This is a genomic window from Frankia sp. CcI49, from assembly GCF_001983215.1.
In the GTDB taxonomy this organism is placed as follows: domain Bacteria; phylum Actinomycetota; class Actinomycetes; order Frankiales; family Frankiaceae; genus Parafrankia; species Parafrankia irregularis.
The window spans coordinates 502,567-518,106 of the sequence record NZ_MOWP01000004.1 but is presented as its reverse complement, the minus strand read 5'-3'; the positions used below and the strand labels follow the sequence as shown (position 1 = coordinate 518,106).

The following is a 15,540-nucleotide window of genomic DNA, read 5'->3' as shown; positions in this document are numbered from 1 at the left end:
CGACGCCGCCGACGCAGTGCGGTGATGGGGTGCGACAAGGAGGTGGGGGCGGGTGGCGTGGTTGGGAGAAAGATTTGCTCCCACCCACTCCGACCCCCTCGCCCCCCAAACCCCCATCGCGGCCCCCAGCGTCCCCGTAGGGCCACGAACGCACCGCCCCGCCAGGTAGGTCTACCCCCGGCAATAGCCTACGGACTACGGCCTTCTTAGAGGCTTCACTTTGCCTACGCGGCCCGCTCCAGCTCCAACAGGTCCTCTGGGCTCCAGGCTCGCCAGTTGGGCGCCCGGCCCGGCCCGGCCGACGGTCCCGTCAGCGCCATGAACCGCACCGGGTCGCTCGGCAGCCCTGAGCACTCGCAGCCCCTACCCGGGGCCGCCGCATGCCGGGCTGTCGCGATCAGCGGCACCACCTGGAACCCGGGGGTGGACCGCAGCGACAGCTCCCACAGGGTGTTCTGCTCCTTGGCCGAGAAGCTCGGGTTGGTCGCCACCGTGCCGTCCAGACTCACCCCGGTCAGCCGGGCGGCGACGATCAGCAGGTGCGGCGGGCGCCAGGCGGACACGTCGTAGGGCCCCCGCGACAGCCGGGAGGCCACCGCCACAAACCCCACCGCCTCCAGCGGGGGCATCACGCTGTGGACCTCGAAGTCGCCCCCCTCCAGCGTGCGCTTGCGCCGCCACTGGACCACCGGGGTGCGGCGGGGCTTGCGTGGCCGAGGGGCCGCGGTCCCCTTCACGGCCGGGCTCACGCCGCCACCGCCGCTCCGGCCAGCACCGCACGGGCCCCGGCCACGTGGGTCTTGGCGAGCTTCACGGCAGCCGTCATGTGCTCCACGCCCACCTGGGCGGTGGCCGGGTCGTCGGCCAGCGCCAGCAGCGCGGCGATCCGTGCGACCGTTCCGGGGTACTTGCTCGCCCATGGCGCGATCACGGCGAGGTCGCCGGTCTCCGGGTGAAGCCGGGGCTCCCAGCCGGCCCGGAACGCGGTGAACACCTCGCCCGCCTCCGGCGTCAGCTCCAGCTCGGTCACCGTCTCGGCAGCAAGGGCGGTGCCGAGCAGGGCCCGCACTGTCCGGTCCCACTGCGCGGTCACATCGCTGGGTACCTCCGGGGCGTCCAGGCTGCGGGTACCGACGATCGGTGGCGCCACCGCGAACAGGAACCGGGCCAGCAGGGGCCGCAGCGTCGGGTTGCGCTGCGCCTCGCCGAGGAGGTCCGGCTGGGCCAGGACCGCGACCGCCAGGAACGGTTCGTCCAGGTCCGCGGTGACAAGTTCGGCGCTACCGAACTCGTCGCTCGGCTGGCCGAGGCGGTCGACGCGCAGCCGGTCTCCGTCGTAGGCCTTCACCAGGGTGGTCCGCCCGGCGCTGTCGTCGGTTTCGGCGACGGCGCGCAGCAGCTCGCCGTCGCCGAAGTGCGCGCTGGTGCCGCCGTGGCGTGCCAGGAAGGCCGGCAGGTAGTCAGGCGTGACGTCCGCGAACCACAGCCGCACCGGGTCGATGGGCTCGGTCAGGGCCGGGCCACGCTCGCCGTGGGCGCCGTGGGTTCCGGTCTCGATGGCGGCCTCCAGGCGGGCGGTGATGTCCCGGTCGCGCGGGAGTGCCCTGAGCCGCGCCTGCTCCAGCTCCCAGTCCTTCTCGAAGATCGGGGCGGCCAGGGGCCACAGGGCGTAGGACTTGCCGCGGCCGGGCCCGGCCAGCCCGGCGGTGTAGAGCGCGAGCGACTCGGTCCAGTCCGGCGCCAGCCGGACGCGCCAGCGCCCGCGGGTGGCGGCGGACAGCATGCTGAGCGCGGCCAGCGCGGTCAGCGCGGTGGGGAGCTGGGCGCTGGCGGCGACGGTGGTGGCGATGCGGCCGGCGCCACCGGGCAGCGCGGCGGCCAGGGGAGCAGCAGTGGCGCTGACCTGGGCGTTGGTGGTCTGGGTCATGGTCGTCTCCCTCTCGGCGGGTTCTCGTTTGATTTCTCGGACCTGCTCCGGCGGCTAATTCGAGGTAAATCCATGATCACGAGGTTCTGAACGCCTTTTTTCACCGTTCCTCGCAACTAGTTGATAGTTAGCTCTTGACTTAAATGATCTTGGTAAACCCGCTCGATCGCGCCTCCCCCCGCACCTTGACCGCGAGAGCCGGTGGAAAAAGTCATTCAGAAACGGCATGATCAACTACCGCCGTCCGCGGCGGGCGACGGCCACGACGCGGGGATGTACCTGGTAGCGCGGCGACGGCGGCCGACCGCGGCGCCGCTCGGTCGGGGCGGGCAGGCGCCGCACGTAGCCGAGATCGGCCAGGTGCTCGACAACATCCTCGATGTCGGCGATCTTGGTCACCCACGCCCGGCCGTCCAGCGCGCGGTACACATCCTGGAGGTTGAACGTGACCGCTTCACCCTCAATGTCCGCTTCTGAGGCATTTGTGGGGCGGTTTTCTGACTTTGGCAGCTGGTCCTCGCCTCGAGAAAAGTTTGAAAGCCAGCCGAGCACCGCGCGCAGGCGTTCCCCCCGCTCGGACTGGCCTCCCACCAGCACTTCTCGGGCGTGCTCCACCAGGTACGGGGCGAGGTCGAGGGCGGCCTGCATCTCCGGGCCGGTGACCATCGGGTGGGCGTCGCCGGGGCGCTCCGCGAGCGCGAACAGCGCGGCGATCCGTACCAGCGCGCCGGGCAGCTTGGACGCCCAGGAGCCGATGTCCACCAGGTCCCCCAGCTCGGGGTGCAGCCGGCCCTCGTGACCGCTGGGGCCACGCCAGGAGTCGAACGCGACTCGCGCGGCGTGGTCGAGGTGGATGCCGCACACCTCATCGCGGCCGGTCAGGTCCCGGCTGGCTGCGACGATCTTGCCGATCACGCCGGCCCACTCGGCCTCCACGGCGGGGTCCATCTCCGGGGCTTCCAGACCACGGGTGCCCACGGTGGTGGCCGGCAGGGCGTAAAGGAACCGAGCCATCAGCCCTCGCTGCACGAACGCCCGGACCTTCAGCGCCTCGTTGATCACGTCAGGCTGGACCACCATCCCGATGGACAGGATCGGCCGGCGGATGCGGATGGCGGGCTTGCTGGCCCGGTTGATCTTCACGGACGCGCCGTCGTAGGCGCGCAGCACCAAGTCGACGTTGGCCTGGCCGCTGGAGGCGTAGCGACCGGCCAAGGTGCCCAGGAACCCGCCCTCGTCCACAATGATCGCCTGCGGTCCGCCCTGGTCGCGCATGAGGATGGCCAGGCCCTCGGCGGTGGTGTCGTCGGCCAGGATCTGGAACTCGGTCGGCTCCCCCTCCAGCGCGAGGCGCTCGGAGAGCTCGTCGACCTCCCTCCTGGCCTCCTCGTCGCCTTCGCGGGCGGCGCGGTCCATCGCCGCGGCCAGTCGCTTCGTCGTCAGCTCCCGCTCGGCGCGCTCCCGGGCCAGGGCCGCGACGTCCTGCGCGCTCCACTCCAGCTCGGACAGCGGGCCGGCGGCGGCCTTGACCACCGCGGACTTGCGGCTTCCGGAGTCGCTCAACGCCGCCAGGTACAGGCAGGTCTGCTCGGTCCACTTCCCGGTGACCCGCACCTCCCAGCCCCCCCTCGTTGCCCCGGACAGGGTGGCCAGCGCGGCGAAGGTGGCCAGGTCGGGCGGGGTCTGGGTGGTGGCGGCCACCGCGTGCACGAACCGGCGCACCACCCCGGGCAGCGAGTCCACCGGCAGCGGCGGCATCGCGCGGTTCAGCGGCCGGGGCTCGGCCCAGCCCACGCCCGGCCGCCAGCGAAGCCGCTCGCGGATCTTGTCGAGCATCCCCTCCAGCAGCTCGGGTTCCACGGTGCTGGAGGCGGCCAACTGGCGCAGGGCGTCGGCCTGCTCGGCGACGGCCCGGCGGGTGGCGGCGTCGGCCACCTGGCGCACGTAGTACCCGGCCTGCGCGGACGTGGCGCTGGTGTTCCAGACGAGGTCGTGGAGGTAGACCGCCCCGCCCACCCGGCTCAGCAGGGGGATGGGCTTGCCCGAGCCCATCGGCATCGTGCGCTCGGACAGGTAGGTGACCACCGACCCCTCGTCCACAGGCCGCTCGGGGTGCATCTCCATGAGTGCCGCGTGGATCATCTGGTGGGCCGGGCGCAGGTAGTCGCTGGACTCCAGCGTTCCGAGCACCACGGTCAGCGCCTCGGGATCCCGCAGAGCCAGGCCCAGGCACTCCCGCTCCGCGCGCAGCAGCCCGGGGTCGATCTCCGGCCCGTCCGCGCCCGCGGCGACGGCCGCGGGGTGCAGGTGCACCTGGGCGTCCCGCTCGCCGCCGCCGCGTTGCTGCCCTGACCTGCGGCTTCCCGCCGCGCCGGACTCGCTGGCGCCGTCCGCGCCCAGGGCCCTCATCCTGCCGTCCTCACCGGCACGCGCGGTGCCTGCTGTCCGGGGCGGGTGGGCAGGCGCAGGGGCCGTGCGGCCTGCCGAGCGAAGTGGCCGTCGATGCGCGCGGTGGCGATGGCGATCGAGATCAGGTCGCTGACCTCGCCGGCCGAGGCACCCGGGGGCGGGTGGACGCCCCACCGCTCCGCCGCCTGGAGCTGTTCGGTGCCGGGCTCGCGGTCCCGCCACCTGGTGCCCTTGCGGGCGAACCGGGAGCCGGCCTTGCGCTCGACGCGGGCGGCGTGCTCCTCGCCCAGAGCCATGGCCAGGGTGAGGTCGGGTGCGCTACCGAACGGCACGGGGTCACCCGTGCGCGGCATCCCCCCGATCGCCCAGGTGCCCGGCTTGAACGACGACTCCCGCACGAACACCTGGCCGTCGCCGGCGGGGATGAACCAGACGCCGGTCTTGGTCTGGAGCCAGGTGACCCTCGAGGTGGAGGCGAACAGGTTGACCTCCTCGGCGGAGACCCTGCGCACCTTGGCCTTGCTGATGCGCTCCACGGCCCCGACCAGGTCCTCGCCGTCGAAAAGCTCCTGCTGCTCGTCTTCCTCGGGCTTTTTCTTGACCTTCTCCTTGATCTCACCGTCCGCGAGGTCGAGCAGGGTGCACAAACGGTGATCCGTGGTACTCCCAACAATGTCGAGAATGAGCGCATCATTCTCGCCCGGGTATGGCCTCAGTACCCGGCCTACCATCTGCCGGTAGAGCACGCCGGACTTTGTCGGCCGGGCCATGATGGCGACCTTGGCGCGCGGGATATCCGTGCCCTCGGTGAGCACCGCACAGTTGGTGAGGATGTCCAGCTCACCGTTGCGCAGACCCTCGATCGCATTGGCCCGCGCGTCGCGGTCCATCTCGCCCCAGACGGCCTGCGCCTTCACCCCGGCCGCGCGCAGGGCCTCCGCTACCGACTGCGCGGTGGCCACTGTGGGAGTGAACACCAGCCCCGGGCGCCCGCCTCCGTGCCGCTGGTAGGCCTCGACGATCTGCTGCTCGAAGCCGGCCTCGGCGAGGGCCTCGCCCAGGTCGGAGGCCACGTAGTCCCCGCCCTTGGTACGGACCGCGGAGAAGTCGATGTCCACCTGCACGCGCCGGCCGCGCGGGTTGACCAGGTACCCCTCGCAGATCATCTCCAGCACGGAGCGCTCGTAGGCCACCGTCTGCCAGACCCCACCGAGGCCCTCGCCGTCCCCGCGGGCCAGCGTGGCGGTGACACCCAGGGCGCGCGTGGAGGTGTAGCAGCCGAAGTGCTCCAGTACGGTGACGTAGCTCTGGCTGAGCGCGTGATGGCATTCATCGACGATCACCACGGTGAAATGGTCACGCGGCCACTTCTCCCTCCGACGGGCGGAGGCCAGGGTGGGCACCGAGGCCACCACCACGTCATCGGCGAGGGTGGCCTTACGGTTGGCCATCTCGATGCCCACGCGCAGCCCGGTAGCTATCGCGCGGATCTTCTCCGCACCCTGATCAATGAGTTCCTCGCGGTGCGCGAGAAAGAGCACCCGCCCGCCGAGGGCGCAGATCTCGGCAATGAGATGGGCGACAACCACAGTTTTGCCCCCACCCGTCGGGATGATGATGGCGGGCCGAAGGATGTTCTTCTTCCATTCCCGATGAGAGGCCTCGATGGCCTCGCGCTGGTACGGCCGCAGGGCCAGGTGGGCACTCACGCCGCGCTCCCGCTGCGGCATCCGTAGGGCGAGCATCCGTCTGGGTCGCCGTCCTCCAAGTCCTGAGCGCCGCCGGCCAGGCTCGCCGCCTCAACCGTCAACAGCGGTGGGTCGATGGGGGCGAGTTCAAGCGGAACGCGAGAGGCGTGCAGGAATCGCTGGCCGTCCAGTCCGCGGCCGGTGCGTGCCTCGCCGTCGAAGGCGACGGCGTCCTTCCACGACTCGGGGTCGTGGTCACGCATCTGCCGCCACATCCGGTTGCCGTGGAAGGGGCATCCGATGCAGGCCGATTTCGGGGTCTCCCCCCACCCGCGCTCGCCAAGCCACGCTTGGCAGTCCTCGCGGCTCATCCCGAGGTCGAGCAGGGGGTACTCGGGAGTGACGTACCGCGGGAACCGGCCGTTGTTCACGCGATGGATCTCGTCGGTCGAGAAGCCGATCCACTGGATCGCGGATGCCCTTTCGGGGGCACTCCCGACAAGCCGGCGCTCGCCACGCCCGCGGCAGACGCTGCACGGCCCGGGGCCGGCATTGGGGTCCCAGGGAGCAAGCCGTACGCCGCTGCCCGAGCAGTACTTGCAGGGGACCTCACGTACCCGCGCTCCCAGCAGCTCGCGCACCTTGCGGTCGATCGGCTCGACCTTGTACTTCGGGGTGCACTGCCGAGGCCCGCGGCCCTTCTTGATTCGCGACCCGGTCCGGAATTCTGTGTAGCGGTGCCCCTGCCCCTTGCAGGTCAGGCAGAGACCGGCCGGCGGCTCCGGAAGGTCGTCCAGAACCAGCGCCCCCAGGTGTCCGTACTGCTCCTTCAGGTCGGCATGCCACTGCGCACCGGTGATACGGAAGCCAAACCCGTCGTCGTAGCGCTCCACGCCATCCGCCCAGCCAGTGCCAGTGCACCCCTCGCATGGGACGGCGCTGCTCTGTACTGGCACTGCCGAAATGACCTTGGTGCTGGTGTAGGCCGGCAGAGTGGCGAACACGTGCGGATCGAGGACGTCATCGCGCAGGTTTCCGTGGGATACCCGGAGGAGGGGAATGCCAGCGCTTGCCATGACTTTCTCCAGGCGCGCCAGGTGGAGGTAGACGGCCTCCGGCTCCCAGCCTGTATCGGCGAAGATCGCCACGTCAGGCTTGGGGAGCACACCCTCGGCCGCGAGGAGCGCGAGCGTCGTGCTCTGCACCCCAGCGCCAAGGGATAGGACCCTCAGGGGCGCGCCACCTGCGGTGCCGGCGGCAGGTGCAGACGGCCGCTGGCCACGGTCTTCCACGCCGCGCTGCCGGGCCGCGTCGGCGTCCTCCGGCTCGGGCGCCGGTAGCATGGTCGTCGTCATCGGTACCTCTCGTTGCCCCAAGCGCGAGCGGTCCAGCAGGGCCCCCGATCTGCGGTCGGGGGCCTTTTGCCTGTCGGTCCACCTTCTTCCGACACCTCTCTGCTGACAACATCAGCTGGGGCGCGTCCCACGGTGTACCGAGATAGCCAGAGACCTCTGCGGGCGTGCGTAGGGCCAGTTCAGGGTGGCTAGCGACGCGGTTGCCCGCGTCGCCGGTGGTCAGTAGGTCAGCTCGGAGGCCGCGCCCAGGAAGGCCCCGAAGCCCTCCCCGCGCAGCCAGTAGTGCGCCTCGCCGGTGCTGGTCTCGTCCGGCGCCTCGACGCCGTTGAGGTCGGTCTCGCCGTCACCGGCCAGGCCGAGCACCTCGACGTCGAGACCCTCCCCGTCACCGAGGTCGTACCGGGCCAGGGTGCCCCGCGCGGGACCGTGCCCGGCCGCGAAGGGTCCGCTGGTGATCCACGGGGCCCCGGCGGCGGGGAGGGCGCGGGCGTTCATGACAGCCCGAAGACCTTCCCGAGCTGGCGGTTGACCAGCTCTCGCGCCCCTTCCAGGGCGAAGGCCGCCATCCCGGCCCGGTCGCGGTCGGTCTCGTCGGCGTCGGGGTCGCGCCGCGCGTCCTGCTCGGACTCGATCATCCGGGTGAGGTCCTCGCACAGCTCCTCCAGGAGCCGGGCCGGGACCATCCGCTCTGCGAGCGGGTCGACCGCCTCGGCGGCTGCGGCCAGTACTGCCTTGGCGTCCTCGCCGTCAAACGGGTCGTCGAAGCCGGTCCGGGTGGTGGGGCTGGTCACGACGCCTCCAGGAGGGTCAGGTCGCCGGCCGCGCCGGCGGAGTGGTTCTCGAAGTCGAGGGCGACGACCTCGGCGAGTGCCTGGTCGGTGAAGTGGTAGAGAGCCGGGTCGCCCACCTCGGCCTCACGGCGCAGGGCGGCCTCGTCACCCAGCCACGCCGGGTCGGAGTAGTAGGGGCGTCCGGCCGCGCGGGTGGTGCCTGCCACGGCACGAGCCATCGCGTCCAGGGCGCTGTCGCCGAGCGCGGGCGCGTCCAGCGGGTTCACGACGCGACCCCCTGGCCACTCACCACGGTGAGGATCGGACGGTCTGACCTGGTCAGCACCTCGAACCGTGGGGACGCCGGGCGTCCCCGCTTCGGCGCCGGCGGCGGCACCTGACGCAGGTGCCCGTCGGCGACGAGCTGCACCACCACCGGCTCCAGGCCTGCGACCCTGCGGGCCCAGGACCGGCCGTCCAGCCCGCGGTGCATCTCCTTGAGGGAGACCTCCTGGCCGGGGGTGTAGCGCCGGTGAATCCACAGCAGCGTGGCCTGCTCCGGCGTCTCCGGCTCGGGATCCTCGGCGACCTTTCCGGCCCTGGCCATGACCTGCCGGCTGAGGTGGCGCGTCTCCGCAGGGGTGAGGCCACCGAGCGAGCGAGCCAGGTCCAGGAGCCCCAGCTCCTTCATCGCCCCGTCCGTGTCGAGCGCGGCCTGGGCCTCGTAGCGACCGGTGCGGCGCAGCGTCGGCAGGACCTCGTGCGTGACCCAGCGCTTGAACGCCTTCGCCTCCGTCTTGCGGCTTCGGAGGATCAGCGAGTAGAGGCCTGGCTCGTTGATGGTCGACATCTGCTGGGGGCCACCAGGGGTGTCGACAGTACCGACCCCCTTCTCGTCGTCATCGAGCGACGAGATCGCGTCGCGGGAGTTGCGGATGTCGAGCACCGCGCAGACATCGGACGCGACCCACCACGGCACATCGTCGAGCAGGAGGGTCCGAATCTCGGCGCCCTCGAACTTGAAGGTGGCGACAGCGCCACCGCTGGCGGTCGTCACGCGGCACCACCCGCGCGGTGGAAGTCCCAGCGGTGCGGGCACTTCTCTGCCTCGTGGCTGATGCTGCCGCAGATCAAGCAGCAGAGCGCGGCGGCCAAGCCCCGCGCGACGCGAGTGAAGGCGGCGATCATGCCGCGCTCGCACGGGCGACGGGAGCCGAGCCACGCTGGGCGAGTGCCTCGATCTCGTCGAGGTGGTACCGGCGGTGTCCCCCGCCGGTACGGACGACGGTCAGGCCGTTGTCCTCGGCCATCTTCACCGCGGTCTTGTCGCTGACGCCGAGCAGCCTGGAGGCCAGGCCGGTCGCGATCAGGGTTGGCCGACGCAGTAGCCGAGCCGGGGCGGCTGGCTGGTCTGCCAGCCGGACGGCAGAATGGAGCACGAGCTTCCTTCTTCCTGGCGGTTGGGGGTTGTCTCACTGGCCCTGGTTGGCGTTGGCGCGCCAGCCAGGGCCGCTTGCGTTCGGGGGTCTCGGGGGTCGGCCTCTTCCTCTCGTCCAGCCCCGGATTTCCCGGAGGTTTAGGGGGACTATATCCTCACGTTCCGCACCCGATCAATAGGGGGGCTAAACTTGCCTGCGTGTCGGATCGACGGACAGGGGCAGACATGGATCTAGCAACACTGCGCTCTACCGCCTCCTCCATCGAGGACCCGGTCGAGCGCACCCGGTTCCTGCTGCGGGTGATCGACGAGCAGCAGGGATTCATCACCGAGGCGGCCCGGCTGCGCCGCCTGGCGATCCTCGAGGCGCGCGAGGCCGGGCTGACGCAGGAGGAGATCGCACGCGCGCTCGGTCTGACTGCTGGGCGGGTGTCCCAGATGGCCAAGGGCGTCAACTACGTGGTAACTGGGTGGTTCGCCCCCGAGGTCGCCATCGAGCCCACCGTGTCGATCATCGGTAGCCGCTCCAGCACCACGGACGACGAGGTGGTCACGGCGACCGTCCGGGCACTCGGCGAGCTGCTGACCCGGCGGCGCCTGCGTGTCACCCACGGCCCGGCCGGGGTCGGCATCGAGGCCCTGACGTACGTGGCCGACCACCACCGCCCGCCCGAACTGGGCTCGGTCACTGGCGTGTTCGGTCACCCCAATGTGGTCAAGGGCTCCGAGTACGTGCTGGTGGTCGGCGGCGGCCAGGGCACCGAGGAGGAGGTGCGCATCGCCAGCTCGTTGGGCAAGAAGATTCTCCCGATGGCCACCAGTGGCGGCGCCGCCTCGGCGGCGTTCGTCGCCATGCTGGACGACCCGGTGCGACGAGCCTGGATAGGCGACGAGCGCTTCGCTGCGTTGTCCTCCGCCGGCCCGGCGGAGTACGCCCGCCTGGTCGACGAACTGCTGCCGGCCCAGCCCCTTCACGGCGGCCAGCCCTCATGACCGCTACCCACCCCTACGTGCTGGTGAGCTGCGCGATGTCGCTGGACGGCTACATCGACAGTGCCGGTCCCGAGCGACTGCTGCTGTCCAACGACGAGGACTTCGACCGGGTAGACGAGGTCAGGGCGAGCTGCGACGCGATCCTGGTGGGAGCCGAGACGATCCGGCGGGACAACCCGCGCCTGTTGGTGCGGTCCCAGGCTCGCCGGGACGTCCGCGTGGCCGCCGGCCTCACGCCCTCCCCCGCCAAGGTCACGCTCACCCGCAGCGGCCGGCTCGACCCAGCGGCCAGCTTCTTCACCGCGACCGCGGATGGCACCGAGCGGCTGGTGTACTGCCCGACGCCGGCCCTGGAGGTCACAGTGGCGGAGGGGGTGGCCGCCGTTGCAACCGTGGTGGACGCCGGCCCCACGCTCGACCTGCCCGCCGTACTGGCCAACCTGTCCGACCGCGGCGTCCGGCGACTGATGGTCGAGGGCGGCACCAGCGTGCTGACCCAGTTCCTCACCGCCGACCTGGTGGACGAGCTGCACCTGGCGGTGGCCCCGTTCTTCGTGGGCGACAGCCGCGCGCCGAAGTTCGTAGGCGACGGGCAGTTCCCCTGGAACCCTGACCACTGCCTGACGCTGGCCGAGGCGCGGCCGATCGGTGACGTCGTTCTGCTGCGCTACCTCGCCGGGTAGTAGCGCAGCGCTCACGCAGTCCAGACGTCCCACGGGTCCAGGAAAGCGCGGATCGCGCCGGCCTGTACCCGTCGGCGCGGGTGCCGCTTGGTGCCGATAGTGCGCACCGGTGCACGCGGCGTCGCCAGGGATCTACCGTCGTAGGAAGGAATGGCCGATGACCCAGCGAAGGCGGTCCGCCGTGACCAACACCCACCTGGACGCGGCGCTCCAGCGCGCCGGCTGGACTCCCGAGCGCCTCGCCGCTGCGGTCAACGCCCGACTGGAGGTCGACGGGCACCGCGAGCACACGGTGCACCCGAAGACCCCGTGGAAGTGGCTGAAGGGTGTCGCCCCGCACCCGCCGCTGCCCGGCTACATCGCCGACGCGCTGTCCGAGCGCGTCGGCGAGACCCTGCGCGCGGCCGACCTCGGCCTGCTGGGCGCCCAGCGCCAGGACCAGACCGTGCCCGCCGACGACGGGATCGACGCGAGCTACGACGCGGCCGGCGCCGAGACGGTGCTGCGCGAGCTCGGATCACGCGGGGCGACCGACACCCGGCGCTTCACCCTGCTGCGCGGCCCGTCACTGACCCAGCACGCCCACCTGTGGCTGGTCTCCGGGGTGGCGGGCGCCGTCCCACTGGCCGAGGCGACGATCGGCGCGCCCTCCCGCCTGGACGCCTTCCGCGCGCTGATCGAAACGCTGCGCCGCCTGGATGACACCGAGGGCGGGCAGTCGGTACTCCCCTGGTCCGCGCGGGAGACCCACTGGGCGATCGAGGCTCTGCGCTCCACGCCGGAGGCCCGCCGGCCGGCGATGTACCGCATCGTGGCCGAGCTCGCGGAGCTGACCGGCTGGTCCGCGGTGGACGCCGGCCAGCACGCCCTGGCCCAGCGCTACCTGGTGGCCGCGCTGCACGCCTCCACAGCACTCGGCGACCGCGAGCACGGCGCGTACGTGCTGGCCTTGCTCGGGCTGAACGCCTCGCTCGCCGGCCAGCACCGCGAGGCGGTGACCATCTTCGAGTCCGCGCAGGTCGGCCTGCGGGACTCGGCCGCGCCCACCGTCCGGGCGATCGTGACCGGCCTGGAGGCACGCACCCGCGCGGCGGCCGGGGACGCTGCCGGCTTCCGGTCCACCCTCGCTCGGGGCACCGCAATCCTGGACAGCGCCCGCGCTGGCGACGGCCCGCCGTGGGCGTACTGGCTGGCCGAGGGCGCGGAGTTCCCTATGGTGCTCGAGAACGGCCGGGCGCTGACGATGGTGGGCGAGCCGCACCGGGCGGTGGAGATCCTGACGGCGCAGCTTCCCGGCCTCGGCGAGTACCCGCGGGACGTGGTGCTGACGCAGGCGTATCTCGCGGAGGCCCACGCCGCAGCCGGCGAGCTCGACGCATCCCGTACGTACGTCGAGCAGRCACGGCTGGGGCTGACAGGAGGGGTGCAGTCGCCGCGGGCCGCCGCGGTGCTGGCCGCACTGGTGGCGTGACACGCCGGGGCCCCTCGTGCCACTGCTGGCCACGGGCGTGTCCCACTTGACCACCGGATGTGGCCTCTCTCCCCACCGCGTGGCCACTTCGGGGGGTGCCTGGGTGGTCTCGCGGTTACCCTTGCACCAACCGCCCGGATGCCCGGGGCACAGGACGACGTGAGGAGCGGTGAGGCCGATGACGCATCCCGCGGACCTTCCGTACTCCGTGCCCGACCCGCACGAATGGGTCGACGAACCCGAGCCGGGGGCGGAGCGCGCCTTCGACGAGGCGATGGCCGATGTCGAGGCAGGCCGGTCGGTGATCTGTCCGTCCGAAGGCGCCCTCGACGCGCTGCTGGCCGAGCTGGTGGCCGATCCGCACGCCACCCCCCGGGCAAGCTGAGGGCCTGTACGTAGTCCTGGCGTTACCTCTTGGCACGCTTCGCACCGTTTCGGAGCATTGCCACCTAGCGTGACGCCATGCCCACCTTCGAGGCGGCCCCCCGCTTCCTCGCCGACTACCGGCGGCTCCGCCCGGAGCAGCGTGCCGCGTTCGATCGCGCCCGGAAGCAGTTCGTCCAGGGGCTGGCCGAGGGACGGTTTCACCCGTCCCTGCGCGTGAAGTCGTACAAGAGCAGGCCGGGCATGTGGGAGATGAGCTGGGCGGCCGACGGCCGCGCCCTGTGGTCCTATGGCCCGCCGCAGCCCGGCCGCGGCACCGACCCGCACGTGATCTGGGCGCGAGTCGGCTCGCACGACATCTTCCGCGACTAGAACGAGGTTCGCGCCGCGATCGATCTGGATGCCTCGGCAGCTTACGTCGAGCAGGCGCGGGCGGGGCTGGCCGGCGGGGAGCAGTCGCCGCGGGCCGAGGCGGTACTGGCTGGGCTCGTACCTGAAACGGCGGATCAGCTAGTTGGTCGATTGTGGTCGCGCCATGGATCTACCGATAGGTCATACGACGGCCATGATTCCGGGCGTTCCACTTCTTCCGGCAAGAACGTCCCCGCGCTTCCTATCGCCACCGCTACCTGGTCGGCCGTCAACCCTCGCGCCGCGAGCAGCGATGCATCGGTGAAGTTCGCCCTCATCGAGCCACGGGACATGTGGGCATCGGTGAAATTAGCCAAGAACAGCCAGGCGCCAGTGAAATTGGTGTTGAACAACTGGGCATTGGAGAAGTTCGATTGCGTCATCATGGCGCCGGTCAGATTCGCCTTAGACATCCAGGCACGGGTGAGGTTCGTTGTATCCCCCCGGGCGTGAGCGAGGTTCGCCTCGACCAACACGGCCTCGGTCAGGTTCGCCCTGAGTAGATCGGCGTGCGTGAGATCTGCTCCGAGCAGCCAGGCACCGGTGAGATCCGCCTCAGCTAGAACGGCGCGGGTGAGGTTTGCCCCATTCAGATCAGCGCGTGGGACGCCATCGCGAGCAGGAAGGCGTCCGAGCACTGTGAGTGCCGCCTGAACGTCCGTAGTAGGACGCCGRTCGGCTTCAGGGGTCCCGGTGGAAGACAGACGGGTGTGCTCCCGGATGAACGCCGAGAGCACCTCAACCACCGTGCGCTGATCGTCCGGAGAATCCACCGCGATCCGCTCCAGCGCATAAATCCCGCCCAGGCGCACGTCGATCGTGTCCGAGCCGATCTGGCTGATCGCGGTGGCGTACAGCTCCCGAACATGGGTGTTCTCGTTCGCGCGGCGTACTTCAGCGTTGGCCTGCCGCGTCTCGTCGAGTGCGATCAGGGCGCCAGCCACCGCGGTGAGGGCGGCGGCGGCGGTCAGCAGGCCGCCTTGCAACGCAGCCCGCGCTTCCGCCCCGCCGTCAGTGCCCGGCGGGTACATACGGTCCGGAAGATGCCAGATCCCGACGACCGCAGCTACTGCGCCCACTGCGGCGATCCCAGCGACGATCCACAACCATCGCCGACTACTCCGTCGACGCCCTCCCCCGAGATCCGCCATAGGCAGGTTTGTACGCCTCCGCGCTCGCCAGTCACGCTCCGGGTGCTACTGCGCCAGCCGGTCCGCGGCCCTCACGGCGCCTGGGTCCAGTTCCAGGCGTACTTCCACCAGATCCGCTCGGCCAGATACGGCTGATCGGCGCGTTTGATGACCAGGTCAGGACATCGAGGCAGCCCGCAGCATCACCGGCCTGCCGAACCGCACCGCCCGCTGAACCCGGATCCCCGACCGTCATGCCCTAGTTGGGCACAGAGCCTTCCACGATACGGCGGCGAGCACCGCAGTACCAGACGGGCAGGACAGCCCATAATCGGCGGAGAYGCCGCCGAACCACACCAATACCCTGATGCAGTCGCCGCCGGTCAACGCTGTGCTACCGAGTCGAGCGCGGGGCGGAAGAGGAGCGCATGTTCGAGCTGTTTACCGGACGGGCCCGGCGGGTCGTCGTGCTAGCCCATGAAGAGGCAGTACGGCTGCCCCATCCTCACATCGGCACCGAGCACATCCTGCTCGCCCTGATCCGCGAAGGCGAGAGCCTGGCAATCAAGGCGCTGGCCGCCCTGGGCGCCTCCGGCGACGCGATCCGCAGCCGGGTCGAAGACTCCATTGGGACAGGCGATCAACCGCCCCACGGCCACATCCCGTTCACCAAGGGCGCCAAGACCGCGTTGGAGCATTCCCTGCACGAGTCCCAGCGGCTCGGCCACGACGTTGTCGGCCCGGAGCACATCCTGCTCGGCCTGATCAGTGCGAATGATGGCCTCGCCGGCCGTGTCCTGGCGGAAATCGGCGCGGATCTCACCCGGACCCGCGAGGAGGTCTCGCGCCTGGCAGCCGCAGCCGGACCAGCCTCTGGGGAC

At 71.0% G+C, this 15,540-nt stretch carries 16 protein-coding genes and 1 pseudogene; 6 read left to right on the top strand and 11 right to left on the bottom strand.

Annotated elements, in window-relative coordinates:
* Window positions 1–224 precede the first annotated feature (224 nt).
* From CcI49_RS03025 to CcI49_RS02980, 10 genes are all read right to left on the bottom strand, one after another.
* Window positions 225–749 carry a hypothetical protein gene (locus tag CcI49_RS03025; protein ID WP_131830983.1) on the bottom strand — a complete coding sequence of 175 codons (525 nt, stop codon included), beginning with the start codon at window positions 747–749 and terminating at the stop codon, window positions 225–227.
* Window positions 746–1,927 carry a DUF3987 domain-containing protein gene (locus CcI49_RS03020; protein WP_076824049.1) on the bottom strand — a complete coding sequence of 394 codons (1,182 nt, stop codon included), beginning with the start codon at window positions 1,925–1,927 and terminating at the stop codon, window positions 746–748. The genes CcI49_RS03025 and CcI49_RS03020 overlap by 4 nt, the downstream gene beginning before the upstream one ends.
* Window positions 1,928–2,161: 234 nt before the next feature.
* Window positions 2,162–4,336: a DUF3987 domain-containing protein gene (locus CcI49_RS03015; protein WP_076824047.1), complete on the bottom strand. Its 2,175-nt coding sequence runs from the start codon at window positions 4,334–4,336 to the stop codon at window positions 2,162–2,164.
* Window positions 4,333–6,045, bottom strand: a complete 1,713-nt coding sequence (locus CcI49_RS03010; RefSeq protein ID WP_158230696.1) for a DEAD/DEAH box helicase — start codon at window positions 6,043–6,045, stop codon at window positions 4,333–4,335. The genes CcI49_RS03015 and CcI49_RS03010 overlap by 4 nt, the downstream gene beginning before the upstream one ends.
* Complete coding sequence (locus CcI49_RS03005) at window positions 6,042–7,379, bottom strand: hypothetical protein (protein ID WP_076824044.1); 1,338 nt, start codon at window positions 7,377–7,379, stop codon at window positions 6,042–6,044. The genes CcI49_RS03010 and CcI49_RS03005 overlap by 4 nt, the downstream gene beginning before the upstream one ends.
* A 219-nt stretch (window positions 7,380–7,598) precedes the next feature.
* Window positions 7,599–7,874: a hypothetical protein gene (locus CcI49_RS03000; protein WP_076824042.1), complete on the bottom strand. Its 276-nt coding sequence runs from the start codon at window positions 7,872–7,874 to the stop codon at window positions 7,599–7,601.
* Complete coding sequence (locus tag CcI49_RS02995; RefSeq protein WP_076824040.1) at window positions 7,871–8,170, bottom strand: hypothetical protein; 300 nt, start codon at window positions 8,168–8,170, stop codon at window positions 7,871–7,873. The genes CcI49_RS03000 and CcI49_RS02995 overlap by 4 nt, the downstream gene beginning before the upstream one ends.
* Window positions 8,167–8,436 carry a hypothetical protein gene (locus tag CcI49_RS02990; RefSeq protein ID WP_076824038.1) on the bottom strand — a complete coding sequence of 90 codons (270 nt, stop codon included), beginning with the start codon at window positions 8,434–8,436 and terminating at the stop codon, window positions 8,167–8,169. The genes CcI49_RS02995 and CcI49_RS02990 overlap by 4 nt, the downstream gene beginning before the upstream one ends.
* Window positions 8,433–9,206 carry a Bro-N domain-containing protein gene (locus tag CcI49_RS42430; RefSeq protein WP_076824037.1) on the bottom strand — a complete coding sequence of 258 codons (774 nt, stop codon included), beginning with the start codon at window positions 9,204–9,206 and terminating at the stop codon, window positions 8,433–8,435. The genes CcI49_RS02990 and CcI49_RS42430 overlap by 4 nt, the downstream gene beginning before the upstream one ends.
* 127 nt (window positions 9,207–9,333) lie before the next feature.
* The gene (locus tag CcI49_RS02980; RefSeq protein ID WP_076824035.1) at window positions 9,334–9,588 is read right to left on the bottom strand and encodes a helix-turn-helix domain-containing protein; all 255 of its coding nucleotides are present in this window, start codon (window positions 9,586–9,588) and stop codon (window positions 9,334–9,336) included.
* A 224-nt stretch (window positions 9,589–9,812) separates the two neighbouring features.
* On the opposite strand from CcI49_RS02980, the gene CcI49_RS02975 reads away from it, so the two are divergent.
* The 5 genes from CcI49_RS02975 (at window position 9,813) to CcI49_RS02955 (ending at window position 13,490) form a co-directional block, all read left to right on the top strand.
* Complete coding sequence (locus CcI49_RS02975) at window positions 9,813–10,580, top strand: hypothetical protein (RefSeq protein WP_076824033.1); 768 nt, start codon at window positions 9,813–9,815, stop codon at window positions 10,578–10,580.
* Complete coding sequence (locus CcI49_RS02970) at window positions 10,577–11,263, top strand: dihydrofolate reductase family protein (RefSeq protein WP_076824031.1); 687 nt, start codon at window positions 10,577–10,579, stop codon at window positions 11,261–11,263. Before CcI49_RS02975 ends, CcI49_RS02970 begins: the two co-directional genes overlap by 4 nt.
* A gap of 157 nt (window positions 11,264–11,420) precedes the next feature.
* Entirely contained in the window at window positions 11,421–12,734 is a 1,314-nt protein-coding gene (locus CcI49_RS02965; protein WP_076824030.1) for a hypothetical protein, read from the top strand.
* Between the two features lie 178 nt (window positions 12,735–12,912).
* The gene (locus tag CcI49_RS02960; RefSeq protein WP_076824028.1) at window positions 12,913–13,119 is read left to right on the top strand and encodes a hypothetical protein; all 207 of its coding nucleotides are present in this window, start codon (window positions 12,913–12,915) and stop codon (window positions 13,117–13,119) included.
* Window positions 13,120–13,196: 77 nt separating this feature from the next.
* On the top strand, window positions 13,197–13,490 hold the full coding sequence (locus CcI49_RS02955) for a hypothetical protein (protein ID WP_076824026.1): 294 nt from the start codon (window positions 13,197–13,199) through the stop codon (window positions 13,488–13,490).
* A 134-nt stretch (window positions 13,491–13,624) separates the two neighbouring features.
* Here CcI49_RS02955 and CcI49_RS02950 read toward each other — a convergent pair whose 3' ends face one another.
* On the bottom strand, window positions 13,625–14,680 hold the full coding sequence (locus CcI49_RS02950) for a pentapeptide repeat-containing protein (protein ID WP_076824025.1): 1,056 nt from the start codon (window positions 14,678–14,680) through the stop codon (window positions 13,625–13,627).
* A gap of 407 nt (window positions 14,681–15,087) precedes the next feature.
* Here CcI49_RS02950 and CcI49_RS02945 point away from each other — a divergent pair.
* Window positions 15,088–15,510 (top strand): annotated as a pseudogene (locus tag CcI49_RS02945) (Clp protease N-terminal domain-containing protein); the annotation flags it as partial.
* Window positions 15,511–15,540: the final 30 nt, after the last annotated feature.